The organism is Janthinobacterium sp. JC611 (genome assembly GCF_018682595.1).
GTDB lineage: Bacteria > Pseudomonadota > Gammaproteobacteria > Burkholderiales > Burkholderiaceae_D > Janthinobacterium.
This window is the reverse complement of the sequence record NZ_JAFLJN010000009.1, coordinates 93435-108216: the sequence shown is the minus strand read 5'-3', so window position 1 is coordinate 108216 and position 14782 is coordinate 93435. Positions and strand designations below refer to the sequence as shown.

The following is a 14782-nucleotide window of genomic DNA, read 5'->3' as shown; positions in this document are numbered from 1 at the left end:
CTCAAGGGCTGCTACGGCGCATGAATCATTGCTTAACGGAACGCAAAGTCCAGTACCACGCCCGCAAACACCGCTGCTCCTAGCCAGTTATTATGCCGGAATGCCGCAAAACACGGCATCCGCTCGCGTGCGCGGATCAGGGTGTAGTGGTAAACGGCGCAGCCGGCCGCCACCAGCAAGCCCGCGACGTACCAGTAGCGCAAGCCCAGGTACCAGCCGCATGCCAGCCACAGCAGCAGGAAAACGGCATAGCAGAACATGACGATGGCCACGTCGTAGCGGCCGAAAGTGATGGCCGACGTCTTGATGCCGATTTTTAAGTCGTCGTCGCGGTCGACCATCGCATACTCCGTGTCGTAGGCAACGGCCCAGAAGACATTGCCCAGCAGCAGTAGCCAGGCGACGACGGGCACGGCATCCGTGATGGCCGCAAAGCCCATGGGGATGCCGAAGCCGAAGGCGATGCCCAGGTAGGCTTGCGGGATGGCAAAGAAGCGCTTGAAATAGGGATAGGTGCCGGCGATGATGACGGCGGCCACGGACAATTGCCTGGTCAGCGCATTCAGGGGCAGGATCAGGCAAAAGGCCAGCACGGTGAGCACGCCGGCCACGGCCAGCGCTTCCTTGCCGCTGATGCGTCCGCTGGTGATGGGACGCTCGGCCGTGCGCTTGACGAACTTGTCGATATCCTGGTCGGCGTAGTCGTTGATGGCGCAGCCTGCCGAGCGCATCAGGAAAGTGCCGAGGGTAAAGATGAGCAGCAGCCGCCAGTCCGGCACGCCCTGCTGCGCCAGCCATAGCGCGCACAGGGTGGGCCACAGCAGCAATACGGTACCGATAGGCTTGTCCAGCCGTATCAGGCGGAAATACAGCGCCAGCTTGTTCATGGAAGACTCGATCTTGTTGAAGAGAAAGGTCGATTATCGCAAATAGTATGTCAATGTACTATTTTGCGCCTGGGGCGCTAGTCGTCGTCTTCGCACAAGGGGGTAATGCCAGGCAAGTTACAGCTGGCGATAGCCGCGCACAGGGCGTCGATGGCCGCCTTGCGCGTAAAACTCTTGCGCCACAGCATTACCACCCGGCGCGAGGGCACGGGGTCGGCGAAGGGCCGGTATGCGAGCATGCCGTCGGTGGCGTGCATATTGGCGACGGAGGCGCGCGGCAAGACCGTCAGGCCGATGCCGCTGGCCACCATGTGGCGGATGGTTTCCAATGAGGAACCTTCAAACGTGCGCTGCATGCCGTTGCCGGGCGAGGAAAAACGCGCCATCTCGGGGCACACTTCCAGTACCTGGTCGCGGAAGCAGTGGCCGTTGCCCAGCAGCAGCATGGTTTCCGATTTCAGGTCTTGCGCGGCGATTTTTGCGCGCGCCGTCCATGGATGGTGGCGCGGCATGGCGACGACGAACGGTTCGTCATACAGTGCCTGCATGGCCATGCCGTGTTCGGGCAGCGGCAGGGCCATGATGGCCACGTCCAGTTCGCCCTGGCGCAGCAATTCGAGCAGGCGAACCGTGAAGTTTTCCTGCAAGATCAAGGGCATTTGCGGTACCTGGTCTATCATGGCCTTGACCAGGGGCGGCAGCAGGTAGGGCCCGATCGTGTAGATCACGCCCAGGCGCAGGGGGCCGGCCAGCGGGTCCTTGTTTTGCTTGGCGAGTTCCTTGATGGCGGCCGTCTGTTCCAGCACGCGCTCGGCTTGCGCGATGATCTGCGCGCCCAGGGGCGTGACGGAGATTTCCGCGCCGCCCCGTTCGAACAGGACCACGCCCAATTCGTCTTCGAGTTTCTTGATGGCCACTGACAGGGTGGGCTGGGCAACGAAGCAGGCTTCGGCGGCATGGCCGAAGTGCTTCGCTCGCGCGACTGCAACGATATATTTCAGTTCAGTCAGTGTCATAGGGTGATTGAAACACAGGAAGTACTTACTTGCAATGAATGAAAGGTGGCGCAAACGTGAAACTGTGGCGCCGATGGCGTATTGTAGCGGATCGCCCCCTATAATGCGGGACCGGGCGGTGCAAGGAGAGGGCGATGGAACTGCGGATGCAGGCGCTGGAAGCGGCGATCAATTATTGGCGAGCCAGGCAGCCGGCGCGCGGCAATGAATATGCGCTGTCGCCAGCCGTCAGCCGCCTGGCCGGCGTGTATGCGCTGATGATTTATTACCGGCAAGATCACATCGCCGAAGAGGCCCTGGACCCGGCCGTCGTGGCCCTGATCGACGCCTGGCGCAGGGATGCCGGCGGCATCCAAGGCGATAGCCACGCCTGAGGGCGGCCATATTTAACCCAACAAGAGAGTGCCATGCCTGATTTTGAAAACAAACTGTGCGGTCGTGACGAACTGCGCGCCCGCGCCGCGGCGCTGCCGAAACCGGTGGTGGTGACGAACGGCGTGTTCGACATCCTGCACCGCGGCCACGTGACCTATCTGGCGCAGGCGCGCGCGCTGGGCGCCTCGCTGGTCGTTGCCGTGAATACTGATGCCTCAGTGAAACGACTGGGCAAGGGCGACGACCGTCCCCTGAACAACTGCGAAGACCGCATGGCCGTGCTGGCCGCGCTGGAAGCGGTGAGCCTGGTCGTGCCGTTCTCGCAAGACAGTGCCCTGGAAGTGGTGCAGGAAGTCCGCCCGGAAATCTATGCCAAGGGCGGCGACTACGACATGTCGGCCATTCCGGAAGGCAAGGCCGTGCTGGCATATGGCGGCCAGGCCGTGGCCATCGATTTCGAGCATGACCGCTCGACCACCAAGCTGTTGACGAAAGTGCGGGCGCAGCAGGGCTGAGGAACGTCGTCAATGTTTCCATACAGATAAAAAGACGTTACTATGAGAACTGCCAGGGCTGCGACTTCGTTGCGACAGCCCCAGCGCGTTACACCGTCTGATATGCATTGCTTGTCATAGAAAATAAATGGATCATAAAACTTCTGGGGATTGGCCACTGCCTTCCGGCGTCTGGCATGTGGATGACGAGGGCGCGTGGACCATGCAGCGCAGCGCGGACGGCCAGAACGTCTCGCCCTTGGTGAGCCATGCCGATATCGGCAAGCTGATGCTCGCGCGGCGCCTGCCCGCGGCCGCCGGCGCGCCCGTGCGGGAGTTGCCGCCCGAGTTCGCGTTCGACCCCGCGTCGGGCACGGCCTTGCAAGTGCCGCCCGACACGGCCGCCACGCCGCCCTGGGTGCCGCCCTACGGCGCTCATCCCGTCAGCGACGTGCCGCCGGCCGGCCCGGCCGGCTTGCGCCAGGCCAGCGTGCCCCTGAAACTGGCCGACCAGCGCGCGCGCGAAGAGCATGCGCAGGCCGATGCCTCGCTGCCCATGCCGCCGCCCGGCGAATACGAATTCTTTTCCGCCCGGTTCGGCACCGGCGCGCCCGCGCTGCTGGCGCTCGACCCGCGCAAGGCCGTCTTGCACGCCTGGTTGCCCGCCTCGAAACGCTGGCTGGCGCTGGACCCCGACTATGGCAGCTTGCTGGCCGAATCGGACCTGGCCCATGGCGCCTGGCGCGCCGAGCTGGTGCCGGAGTTCAATAGCGTGCTGGTCTTGCCGACCAGCCACGGCCTCGCCTGCATCCGTCCCGACGTGCCTTCGCTGACCTACGTGGTCGAGCACGTGGGCGGCGCGCCGTGCGCGGCCGCGCCCGTCTGGTTCCAGAACCGCCTGTGGGCGCCCCTGCGCGACGACGACGGCCGCCTCCGCTTCGTCAACCTGGACGCGCAACAAAAGCCGGGCAGCGACGTGCTGCTCGACGGCCTGCTTGACCTGGGCGCCGTCAGCGCGCCCGTCGCCTACAACCGCATGGCCGTCTGGCCTTGCGCCAACGGCCAGCTGCGCTTGCAGCTGCAGCCGGACGGCAACGTGGCCGCTTCGTTTACGCCGTGGCCCGAAGGACTGGTGCCGCATTTCGAATTCGGCAGCCCGTACGTGTCGCGCGATGGGGGACTGTGGCAGCTGTGCTTCGAGCGCAGCCGCGGCACCTATGTCTACGTGAAGCTGGGCGCGCAGTCCGAACGGGCCGACGCGCTGGCGCCGCGCCTGTGTTCGGGCAGCTTCAATTACCGCTTCGCCACCAAGCTGAAAACGGCGCCGTGGGAAGAGCCGGAACACGGCGACGATGGCGGCAAGAACCAGGCCGTCATGCCGCTGCTCGAATCGAATGCCGGCAACAGCGTCTTCGGCGTGAAGTTCGCCACCAGCGCCGGCCTGTCGAGCGTGCTGCGCTCGAACGAGCGCCTGGCGGCGCAGCTGGTGCAGGACGACGAGTTGCGCGAAACCGTGTTTCATACCTTCGCCGTCAGCGAACCGTGGCGCCTGCGCCTGTTTGTGCACGAAGGCACGCTGTGGGCGTATCACCCGCTGCTGTCGCGCATCGATGGCTGGGCCTTGCAGGCATGAAGGCGCGCGTCCTGATCGCGGCCTGCGCCGCTTTACTCAGTGTCAGTGCAGTCGGCGTGCAGGCGGCCGGCATCCAGCAAGCTTTTCTCGTGCAAAATTCGGGCTGGATGGAGCCGTTCTACACGGATGAGCATTCGCAGCTGAAAGCCCTGGTGGGCGCCGTGGCGCAGGCTGCCACGAGCCCGTCCGACAAAGTGTATACCCTGGCCTTCAGCCAGAGCAGCGGCAGCAATGTGTCGCCCGCGCTGATCGGGCAGGGGCAGGGCGGCGCCGGCGTGGCGGGCCAGCTGGCCCATCTCGGCCTGGCGCGCAAGAGCGGCGGCGCGCTGGCCGACACGGACTTCCAGGAAGCCGTGACAAAAACCATCACGGGCCCGTTCCAGTCCGCGTCCGGCATCGTGTGGATCTTTACCAACAATAAGAACAGCCCGAACAACGACAGCCAGACGGCCGAGCGCAACCGCGACTTTTACCGCCTGCTGCACCTGGAGCCGTCGATCACCAAGACGGTGGTGTTTCCGCTGCGCATGCCCGTGCAGGGCAAGCTGTACAGCGCCAAGGGCTTGATGGTGTATGCGCTCGCGTATGGCCAGCCGGCCTCCGAGGCCTTGACCCGCATCCTGGCCGAAGGGCGGCTGTCGCAGGTGCTGACGCGCCCGCCCGCGCGCTTGAAACCGGTGGACCAGGATGCCGTGCGCATCGTGCCCCAGTCCGTCAAGAACAGCGCCAATGTGCACGCCAGCCTGGACCGCGACGGGCGCACCATCGTGCTCGACGTCGATGCGGCCAAGCTGGTGCCGCAAGTGGTGTTGCAGGCATCCTTGCAAAACATGTTTTTCCCGTACGTGATCGACAGCGCCAGGGTGCACGCCAGCCTGGCCGGGCAGGACGCGCCCCTGCACGTCGCGCCCGATCAGATCCGCCAGCTGCAGCCGGGCGCCAGCCAGTCCGTGCAAGTGCAGTTCGCGCTGCCGATGGCGCAGATCCCGTCGCCGTGGTCGGCGCAGGCGATCGCCGCCATGGGCAAGCAGGTGCTGTTGCCGATGCGGGCGCAGGTGGGCCTGTCGGAACAGCGGCTGGCGCTGGCGTCCAGCTTCGGCAAGGATTTGCAGGAACTGTTCCCTGGCGATCCGATTTCAGGCATGTTCACGCCGCCCGACAGCGTGCGCGCGTCGCAGGCGACGATACCGTTGCTGGTGCGCATACAGTATCCGCTGCTGCCCGTGCTGGTGATACTGGGCGGCGTGCTGGCGCTGGTGCTGGGCTTGCTGGCGCTGGGCCTGGTCAGCACGCGCGCCGCGCGCTACAAGGTGATGGCCGACGGCGTGCAGCGGCAAGTGTTATTAAAACCGTTCAAGAGCGTGCAGATCCGCGACGATGACGGCCGCGAGATTGGCGAACTCAAGCGTGGCCTGGGCAAGCCGGCCGTCGTGCGCGTGGCCGAAGGCCATACCTTGAGCCTGGCCTGACAAGTATTTCTTTTTAAACTATTCAAACCCATCAGAGGCATACCATGGCGCAAGACACTCCAAAAGACAATACAGGTTTCACTTTGCCGTCCCCGGCATCGGCACCGCCCGCCGCGGACGCCGCTGCGGCCAGCGCCGCCACCGCAACGACCGAAGCGGCGCCCGCGTTTGACGCCGCCGGCACGACCGATACCTCGTCGCGCGACACCCTGGTCGGCGGCGTCGTGCTGTTGCTGCTGTTCATAGCCTTTTTCTTTGCCAAGAATGCCTATGCGAATGGCCTGGTGGCCAAGCGCGTGCCGCCGAACAAGGCCAATGCCTCGGGCTGGTGGCTGTTCATCTTCCTGGCCAGCCTGGCGACGGGCGTCGTGCTGGCCGCCGTGAACGCGCATAAATTCCTCGCGCCATTGTTCATGGGGCCGCTGGTGCTGGTGGGCCTGGTCGCGTTACTGTTGACCTTTACTTCCAGCCGCCGCTAAGCACACGCCGTTGCACGCATCATCGAAGGAATCACCATGGCAGAGAACCTGAACCAAACCATCACCGGCGGCGCCAGCGAGCGCAAGCAGGACAAGATCATCGAACTGCGCCCGACCCTGTTCATCGGCATCGGCGGCACGGGCATGCAGGTGCTGATGCGCGTGCGCCGGCGCATCCTCAACACCCTGTGGGGCGGCGCGGGCAAGCGCACGCGCATCGAGGGCTTGGCCGACTTTCCCATCGCGCAATTCATCCATTTCGACCTGGACAATGGCGCCGTGATCGAGAGCGGCGAGTCGCAGGCGAAGGACTTGCAGTTCGACCAGGTGAAGTTCACGGACGATGACAAGGTGGTCGAATCGTTCGACATGGACAAATACAGCCGTGATGAAGATTCCTTGGAGAAATATCCGCACATTAAGGAATGGCTGCCCTTGACACCGCAGCGCATCCGCGAATTGCGTTTCGACATGAGCAGCGGCGCCGGCCAGATCCGCGCCGTGTCGCGCCTGTATTTCTTCGACAAGTACGCGAAGATCCGCGACAAGATCCGTTTGAAACTGAAAGCCTTGAAGGCGGGCCTGTCGCACGAGCGCCAGCTGGCCGAACTGGGTTTGCGCATGGAAACGAACCGTTTCCGCATCGTCATCGTCGGCTCCGTGGCGGGCGGCACGGGGTCCGGTTCCTTCCTCGACATGGGCTTGCTGGCGCGCTGGCTGGCGCGCAGCGAAGTGGGCGCGGCCGACGTCGAGCTGATGCTGTTCTTGCCGACCGGCTACACCAAGGCCAACAAGGATCGGGTCGAGGCCAACGGCTACGCGGCGCTGATGGAGCTGGAATCGGCCATGATGGGCAACAAGGGCTATGTGGGCCGCTGGGATGCATATGACCGTCCGGAACTGACGCGCGAGCCGTACAGCGAGGTGTACCTGATCGATTCGGGCAACCTGGCGCAGCAGCACACCAAGGATGTCAGCGACGTCTACCACATGGTGGCCGATTCGCTGTTCGAGGATTTCGCCTCGGCCGACTTCGCGCGCGCCAAGCGCTCGATCGCCGTCAACCAGGCGCAGCACAAGAATTCGCTGTACAACGCGCCCGTGCCGCAAGACCGCTTCGGCGACATGCGCCTGTATTTCTCGAAACGTTTCTCCTCGTTCGGCATGGCCGTGCTCGATACGCGCCAGGAAGCGGCGCGCGACGAGCGGGCCCACCGCTGGGCCGGCGCCATGCTGCAAGCGTTCTTCGGCGTGGGCGGCACGGATGCGGGCGCCAACCGCGCCACGGATACGCAGCGCGATAATTTCCTCGCGGCTAATATGTTCCTGAAAGGCACGCCGTTCAGCGATTTCCCCGAGTTTTCCGACAAGAGCATCGAACTGAAGCGCTCCAGCGGCGACTTCATCGATTTCCGCGTCGTCGATGAATTGCTGGAAGACCGCCACGGCCACTTGCTGGCCGGCGTGGAAAACCGCGTCAACACGCGCATCAACGATATCCGCACGGGTTTCGACCGCAGCGAATGGCCGGCGCAGGTGCGCGACGCCATGAAGCACCTGGAACGCGACGCCGTGCGCGACCAGGATTCCACGGCCGACACGACGGAAGACCGCATCAGCAAGCGCCGCCGCGAAGTGCTGGAAGACGTCAAGAAAGTCGTGCGCGACCAGCTGTATGGCTACCTGGACAACAAGGAATTCGGCGGCCTGGAATACGTGCTGTCGCTGGTGGAACAGATCAAGGACCGCATCGAGGCGCCGGGCAGCGGCTTGACGGCGCAGATCGGCAACAATGCCGAGCGCTACCGCGAAATCAAGGAAGCCGTGCGTTCGCGCGAATACGAGCGCCTGTTGAATAACCTGGAACAGACGCGCAGCACCTTCGGTTTCCTCAGCAATGGCGAAAAGCAGGCCGGCGTGGTGATGGATCACTTGCGCACGGAAATGGCGAATGCGCTGAAATTCCATCTGCGCGCCAAGGCAGCGGACGAGTCCGTCATCCTGCTGGGCGAGCTGTCGCGCTGGCTGGGCAACCGGATCGGCGTGGACGCGCAAGGCCGCGCCCAGTGGAATGGCCTGGTGGGCGAGCTGCAATCGGGCCGCGAAGGCGTGCTGGCCATGCTGGCCGAATTGAAAACGGCCAATACCATCCTGCAAAAAGACCTGGACAAGGAACACGCGACCCTGATCGTCATTCCCGTCACGGAAAAAGACATCGCGCTGCCATCGGCGGCCACCTTGCGCCAGTGGGCCGATGACGCGTTCAAGGACATGGGCGGCTCGAAAGCGCTGTTCCCCATGTTGGGCGAACCGGCGCAACGGGGCTTGATCCTGGCCAAGGTGACGCGCATGGCCGAGAACATGATCGCCACGGCGGGCCTGTTGGAAGGCGCGACGAGCACGCCCGATCCCCTGTTCGAGGCGCTCGAGCAGATGGACGTGTCCGAACGCCTGGACCGCTTCCGCAAGCTGCTGGCCTGCTCCATGCCATGGATCGACGCCAACATGGCGGGTGACTTCACGGTCGTGTCGGACCAGTTCAAGTGCGTGATCGGCGTGGCCAACGCGGCCGCCTTCAAGGCGAAATTCGGCGCCGAGCTCGAATCGTGCGTGCCGACCCAGGTGGGCATCACGGTGAGCCAGCTGGAAATCGTCGAGACGGGCATCCGCGGGCGCGCCGTCTGCTATTGCGAGCTGGCCGGCGTGCCGATGACGGTGCTGCGCGGCCTGGAAGGCTGGCGCACCAGCTATCGCAAGGAAGGCGACAACGACAAGGCGCCGACCCACACGCATATCGATCCGACGCAATTCACGCACCCGATCGCGCCGAACACGGACGAGATGAAGCGCCTGGCGGAAGATTTCGGCGAGTTCCTGCAAGCGATCATGCTGGGCGTGCTGACGCGCCACACGGGCAGAGTCGTACCGCCGGGCCAGTACCAGTTCGCCGTCGAGCCGGGCGACTTGCGCCGCATCGGCAACGAGCGGGCCATCCGCCAGAACGGCATGCCGGCCTCGTACGAGAAAAATATCGCCCTGCGCATCGAGGAAAAATTGACGGCGCTTGACGCCGTGCAGACGGCCGCCATGGCGGCGCTGGCAAAATACTATGAACGCACGGTGTATGCACCCAAGCTGGTGGCGCAGGCCGATGGTTCGCAACTGCCGTACGTCGGCTTTGGCAGCGCCATTTCCGCCGAACTGGGCGCGCGCCTGCGCGAGTCGGCGCGCCGCAAGGGCATGGCCAGCGATGAGCTCGACCGCACGGTGCAAGCCTTGCTGGGACGGCTGAAGGAGTGGGCGAACGTCATCGGCGACTCCGACGGCGACGCCTACGACTGGGAAGTGCGCGAACCGGAAGCGGACGGCCAGCCCCGTTTGAAATACGCGATCAAGGGGGAAATGCTGGAAGCGGGTCGCCTCGAGCAATTGCTGCGCCCGGCCGCCGCGGCGGCCGCCCCGGCGGCACCCGCATTCGGCATGGCGCCGCCACCGCTGGGCGGCATGGCGCCGCCCCTGGTGGAATACCAGTATTTCCTGGGCATTAACGGCCAGCAGCAGGGACCGTTCACGGCCCAACAGATCGTGCAGTACGTGCAGGCGGGGCAGGTCGTACCCGGCACCACCAAGGTGTGGCGCGCCGGCTTGCCGGCCTGGGTCGACCTGGCCCAGTTCCCCGAACTGGCGCCCTTGTTCCTCAGCGCGCCGCCACCGTTGATGCCGCCGCCCCTGGCTTGAGTGCCGGAATGCTGGAATGACGTTGGAATGAAGGATTAGTTTTGGATATCTGCAACAAATGCAAGACGGGCCTGTGGACCGTTGTCAGCCATTGCCCGTACTGCGGGCAGGCGCAGGCTGGCGCTGCCCGGCCAGCCGCGGCCGTGCCGCCGCCGTTGCCGGCCGCGTCCGCGCCGACGCCTGCGCCAGTAGCGCCGCCACCAGCGCCCAAGCCGCCGCCCGTGCCGGTGGCGCCTGCGCCTGCACCGAAAGCGCCGCCGAAACCGGCGCCAGTACAGGTTCCCGCGCCGGCACCGGCGCAGCCGCAAGCCGTGCCGAAGCCCGTGCCGGCAGCGCCACCGGCGCCGGACGAAGCGCCGCCAGCGCCGCGCAAGTGGTTGCGCTGGCTGGGCGGCATCGCCGTGCTGGCGGCCGTCATCGTCTACATGAATGGCAAGCCGGGCGGCAAGAATGAATCGGCCTGCAATGACGCCATCGATAGCGGCCTCAAGTTGGTAGCGGATGGCAGCCTGGACGGCGCCCGCCAGAAGCTGGCGACGGCAAAAAATGTGTGCACCGGCAAGTCCAGCGCCAAGGCGGACGATTTGCAGGCGGCGATCGGCAAGGCGGGCGCCGCGTCAGGCAGTTGCCAGCGGAGCGTGCGCGCCATCGAGCGCGCGATCGATGGTCACCAGTTGCAAAGCGCCGTCAAGGGCATCGCCGCGCTCGACGCCGATTGCGCGGGCGCATCCAGCGTGGATTCCTTGCGCAAGCAGCTGGCGCGCCAGCAGGCGGCGGCCGCGTCCGTGCTGGTTGGGGTGCGCCAGGCGCTCGATGGCAAGGATGCGACGGCGGCGGGCAATGGCATCGCCCGGCTGGAAGCGATCGACCGCGAAGCGGCGGAATTGCCGCAATTGAAGGCCGACGTCCAGGCGCTGTCGGCGGTCGCAGCCGTTTCAACGCCGGCGCCGGTGTCGACGGCGGCACAGCAGGAAGCGGCGCCCGTGCGCGCGGTCGAACGTCCAGCCGTGGTCGAACGCCGTCCGCTGGAAACGGCGCCCGTCGACAATGGCGCGGCCATGCGCAACGAGATGGCGCAATCGTTCCTGCGCGATGCAGAGCGTTCCTTGAACGAAGGCAAGTTCGATGCGGCCAAGACCTATCTGGAAAGCGCGCGCCGCGTCGACCCAGGCAATGCGCGCATCGACAATCTGTCGCGCCGCATCCGCGAACGGGAACGGCAAGTGCTGCAGACGGAAACAACGATCAACTAGTTCTATGGGGAATCACCATGCTGAATCACACTACCTTGCGCGCCACCGCTGCGCTGACCATCGCGGCCATGCTGGCCGGCTGCGCCACGGCGCCGATGAACCCGAACGGCGTGCGCCAGGACAGTTCCTATCCACAAGGCGGCGCCCAGGCGGCCACGGATGAGGACCCGTGCAGCGTGGGCGCGACGGCCGCTGCCGGCGCGGCCGTGGGGGCGCTGCTGGGCGCGCTGGCGGGCGGCAAGAATGGCGCGCTGAAGGGCGCGGCCATCGGCGGCGGCCTGGCGGCGGCCGGTTGCCTGGCCATCAATGTCAATTCGCGCCAGACCAAGACGGCGGCGCAGGCGGACCGCGACTATATCCGCGCACGCGGCGCGCTGCCGCGCGAGCCGCAAGTGGTGTCGTACACGCCGCAGCTGAGCGCGTCGACCGTCAAGCGCGGCCAGCCGTTCAAGGTGAATTCCGTGGTGGAGCTGGTCAACGGCAGCGCGCAAAGCGTCAGCGACGTGCGCGAAGAGCTGGTGGTGCTCGATCCGCAAGGCCAGCCGTTCAAGTCCGGCTCGAAGGCCCTGGCCAGCAACAACAAGTCGGGCGGGCGCTTTGAAAACTCGTTCGAGCTGACCTTGCCGGCCGGCGTGTCGCAGGGCGTGTATGGCGTCAAGACGAATTTGTACGTGAACGGCAAGCTGGCCGCCACGCGCGACCTGCGCACACAGCTGGTGATGCTGGACGACAATAGCGACGTAGCGCAGCAATTGGCGCAGCGGTAAAGGGAGATTGCAGGAGTCTCAACATCTCATCCAGTCGTAGCGAGCGGCGATGATTTGTGGCCGAGAAGCGCAGCGCTACTTTAGTAGCGCGAGCATCGCCGGCCGCAAAGCGCGCCGCGCAGTAGACTGGGTGAGGTGTCAGCTACGCGCCACCCTGGTATCCATGCTGGCGCCACGCTTCATACACGACGACGGCCACCGTATTCGATAAGTTCAGACTGCGGTTGTCCGGGCGCATCGGCAGGCGGATGCGCTGCTCGGCCGGAAAGCCGTCGCGCAGGGCCGGGTCCAGGCCTTTCGTTTCCGAGCCGAACACGAATACGTCGCCCGGCAGGAAGGCCACGTCGCCGAACGGGCGCGAGCCGCGCGTCGTCATGGCGAACATGCGGGCCGGGTCGGGCTGGGTGTCGGCCAGGAAGGCCTCCCAGTTCTTGTGCACCTTCATCTTGGCGTAATCGTGGTAATCGAGGCCGGCGCGTTTCATCTTGGCATCGTCGAGCGGAAAGCCCAGCGGTTCGACCAGGTGCAGCTGCGCGCCCGTGTTCGCGCACAGGCGGATGACGTTGCCCGTATTGGGCGGGATTTCAGGTTCTACCAAAACAACGTGAAACAAAATGCTCTCCTCATATATATCTGTAACGAATCTGTAGCGAATTCAATGTGGCGGCGTGCGCGCCACCACCAGTATGCTGACCCTGGCCGCCCCCGCACCCTTGCAGGTTGCCGCCAGGGCGTTGACGGTATGGCCGCTGCTCATCACGTCGTCGACGATGCCGACATGGCATCCTTGCAATAACGGCGCGTGCTCCGGCGCGATGGCAAACGCGTGCGCCAGGTTGGCTTGCCGTTCCTGCGGCGCCACGCCACTTTGCGCCCGTGTGTCGCGCACGCGCAGCGCCAGCCGGGGCTGCAAAGGGACGTCCAGCAGGCGCGCCAGCGGACGGGCAATTTCCAGCGCCTGATTAAAACCCCGCTCGGCCAGCCGGGCCGGGCCCAAGGGCACCGGGCACAGCAGATGCGGCGCTTGCCATGCTTGATGTTGCTGAATGGCAACATGCAGCAGTTGCGCCAGCAGGGGCGCCAGCGCCAGGCGCGCGCCGAATTTCAGCTGCAACAGCAACTGGTCGACGGGCGCCGCATAATCAAACGCCGTGACGGTGGCGTCATACGCGGGCCGCTGGCGCACGCAGCGGCCGCACAGCAGCGCCACATCGTCGAGCGGGTTGGCGCACTGGCGGCAGCGCGGTCGCAGCAGACCCAGGTATTGCGCGCGGCAGGGCGAACACAGCGCTTCCGGGCAGCCCATGCCGCACAGCGCGCATTGGGCCGGCAGCACCGTGGCGCCCAGCCACAGTCGCAGCGCCCGCCAGGCGGCATCAAGCTGGTGCAGGGTGGCGGTCCGCATCGCGTTGGCGTCGTTCCATGTACACTGCCGACATTATCTCACCTCACCGGTTTCAACATGCCAGTTCCCAGCAGTCCGCCCAAAATGAGTGCGCCCATCGATGCGGTGCAAGTACGCGATTTCTTTTCCCGTCCGGCGCGCGTCGCGCCATCGGACTTCCTGCGCCGCGAAGTATCGCAGCGCATGCACGAGCGCCTGGAGTTGGTGAAGATCACGCCGCATCGCGTGCTCGACGCCGGCTGCGGCCCCGGCGCGGACCTGGCGCAACTGCACAAGGATTATCCCGCCGCGCAGATTATCGGTCTCGATGCAGCGCAAGCGATGATGCAGGCGGCGCGCGCGCCCGCGTCGAAACTGGCCGGCCTGAATCAGTTCCTCAGCAAGCTCCTGCCGGCCAAGGCGGGGGTGGATTTGTTGTGCGGCGACTTGGGCGATCTGCCGCTGGCGCAGGGCAGCGTCGACCTCGTGTGGTCGAACCTGGCGCTGCACTGGCATGCCCAGCCCGACCGCGTGTTCGCCGAGTGGCGGCGCGCGCTGCGCCTCGACGGCTTGCTGATGTTTTCCTGCTTCGGCCCCGACACCTTCCGCGAAGTGCGCGACGCGTTTGCCGAAGCGGACTTGTATCCGCATGCCTTGCCCTTCGTCGACATGCACGACTTTGGCGACATGCTGGTCGAGACGGGTTTTTCCACGCCCGTGCTGGACATGGAAATCATCACGGTCACCTACGACACGGCGGAAAAACTGCTGGCGGACGTGCGCGCCTTTGGCGGCAACCCGCTGACCACGCGCCGGCGCGGCCTGATGGGCAAGGCGGCCTGGCGGCGCATGCTGGCCGCGCTGGAAAAGACGCGCCGTCCCGATGGCAAGCTGGGCCTGAGTTTCGAGGTGATCTACGGCCACGCCTTCCGTCCCGCGCCGCGCGTGACGCGCAATGGCGAAGCGATCATCCGTTTTGACTTGCCCAGAAAACCTAAATAAAAGGCCAAAGAAACCGACACTTGGTCGCCATCCGCGCATTGCCATCGCGGCAAGCGTTGCAAAGCGCGCGGCGGCCGGGAGAAGGGCGTGCACAAAGCCGATTATTGCTTGATGGATTCAAGTTTACTTGATTATAATCGTTGATTGTTTGTCAGCTTGCCAAGCTTAAAAAACAAGGGCTGCATACAAAATAAATAAAACAAAGCGAGACTTATTTGAAGTTACTGCATTAGTATAGTAACCATCTTCCATGCATGGCCATATCACGGCGTGGAAGAAAAAACA

13 protein-coding genes are annotated in these 14782 nt (G+C 64.9%); 9 read left to right on the top strand and 4 right to left on the bottom strand.

What is annotated here, in order from left to right; translation table 11 throughout:
• Nucleotides 1-32 precede the first annotated feature (32 nt).
• On the bottom strand, nucleotides 33-887 hold the full coding sequence (gene ubiA / locus J0O65_RS08045) for a 4-hydroxybenzoate octaprenyltransferase (RefSeq protein ID WP_215405728.1): 855 nt from the start codon (nucleotides 885-887) through the stop codon (nucleotides 33-35).
• A gap of 77 nt (nucleotides 888-964) precedes the next feature.
• Entirely contained in the window at nucleotides 965-1903 is a 939-nt protein-coding gene (locus J0O65_RS08040) for a hydrogen peroxide-inducible genes activator (protein WP_215405726.1), read from the bottom strand.
• Nucleotides 1904-2037: 134 nt separating this feature from the next.
• On the opposite strand from J0O65_RS08040, the gene J0O65_RS08035 reads away from it, so the two are divergent.
• The 8 genes from J0O65_RS08035 (at nucleotide 2038) to J0O65_RS08000 (ending at nucleotide 12111) form a co-directional block, all read left to right on the top strand.
• A complete protein-coding gene (locus J0O65_RS08035) occupies nucleotides 2038-2277 on the top strand; it encodes a DUF3717 domain-containing protein (RefSeq protein ID WP_215405724.1) in 240 nt (79 codons plus the stop codon).
• 33 nt (nucleotides 2278-2310) lie between these two features.
• Complete coding sequence (rfaE2, locus tag J0O65_RS08030) at nucleotides 2311-2793, top strand: D-glycero-beta-D-manno-heptose 1-phosphate adenylyltransferase (protein WP_215405722.1); 483 nt, start codon at nucleotides 2311-2313, stop codon at nucleotides 2791-2793.
• A gap of 178 nt (nucleotides 2794-2971) precedes the next feature.
• Nucleotides 2972-4405 carry a hypothetical protein gene (locus J0O65_RS08025; protein ID WP_215405721.1) on the top strand — a complete coding sequence of 478 codons (1434 nt, stop codon included), beginning with the start codon at nucleotides 2972-2974 and terminating at the stop codon, nucleotides 4403-4405.
• The gene (locus J0O65_RS08020) at nucleotides 4402-5874 is read left to right on the top strand and encodes a hypothetical protein (protein WP_215405720.1); all 1473 of its coding nucleotides are present in this window, start codon (nucleotides 4402-4404) and stop codon (nucleotides 5872-5874) included. Before J0O65_RS08025 ends, J0O65_RS08020 begins: the two co-directional genes overlap by 4 nt.
• Nucleotides 5875-5918: 44 nt before the next feature.
• Nucleotides 5919-6353, top strand: coding sequence for a hypothetical protein (locus tag J0O65_RS08015; RefSeq protein ID WP_215405715.1), 435 nt, complete (start codon nucleotides 5919-5921; stop codon nucleotides 6351-6353).
• Between the two features lie 36 nt (nucleotides 6354-6389).
• Nucleotides 6390-10091, top strand: coding sequence for a tubulin-like doman-containing protein (locus tag J0O65_RS08010; protein ID WP_215405713.1), 3702 nt, complete (start codon nucleotides 6390-6392; stop codon nucleotides 10089-10091).
• 41 nt (nucleotides 10092-10132) lie between these two features.
• On the top strand, nucleotides 10133-11344 hold the full coding sequence (locus J0O65_RS08005) for a hypothetical protein (RefSeq protein ID WP_215405711.1): 1212 nt from the start codon (nucleotides 10133-10135) through the stop codon (nucleotides 11342-11344).
• 17 nt (nucleotides 11345-11361) lie between these two features.
• On the top strand, nucleotides 11362-12111 hold the full coding sequence (locus J0O65_RS08000; protein ID WP_215405709.1) for a hypothetical protein: 750 nt from the start codon (nucleotides 11362-11364) through the stop codon (nucleotides 12109-12111).
• A 142-nt stretch (nucleotides 12112-12253) separates the two neighbouring features.
• On the opposite strand, the gene trmL is transcribed toward J0O65_RS08000, so the two are convergent.
• Together trmL and J0O65_RS07990 are read right to left on the bottom strand one after the other, a co-directional pair.
• On the bottom strand, nucleotides 12254-12724 hold the full coding sequence (trmL, locus tag J0O65_RS07995; protein ID WP_070258795.1) for a tRNA (uridine(34)/cytosine(34)/5-carboxymethylaminomethyluridine(34)-2'-O)-methyltransferase TrmL: 471 nt from the start codon (nucleotides 12722-12724) through the stop codon (nucleotides 12254-12256).
• 42 nt (nucleotides 12725-12766) lie between these two features.
• Nucleotides 12767-13516, bottom strand: a complete 750-nt coding sequence (locus J0O65_RS07990) for a ComF family protein (protein WP_215405707.1) — start codon at nucleotides 13514-13516, stop codon at nucleotides 12767-12769.
• 84 nt (nucleotides 13517-13600) lie between these two features.
• On the opposite strand from J0O65_RS07990, the gene J0O65_RS07985 reads away from it, so the two are divergent.
• Entirely contained in the window at nucleotides 13601-14497 is an 897-nt protein-coding gene (locus J0O65_RS07985; protein WP_215405705.1) for a methyltransferase domain-containing protein, read from the top strand.
• Nucleotides 14498-14782: the final 285 nt, after the last annotated feature.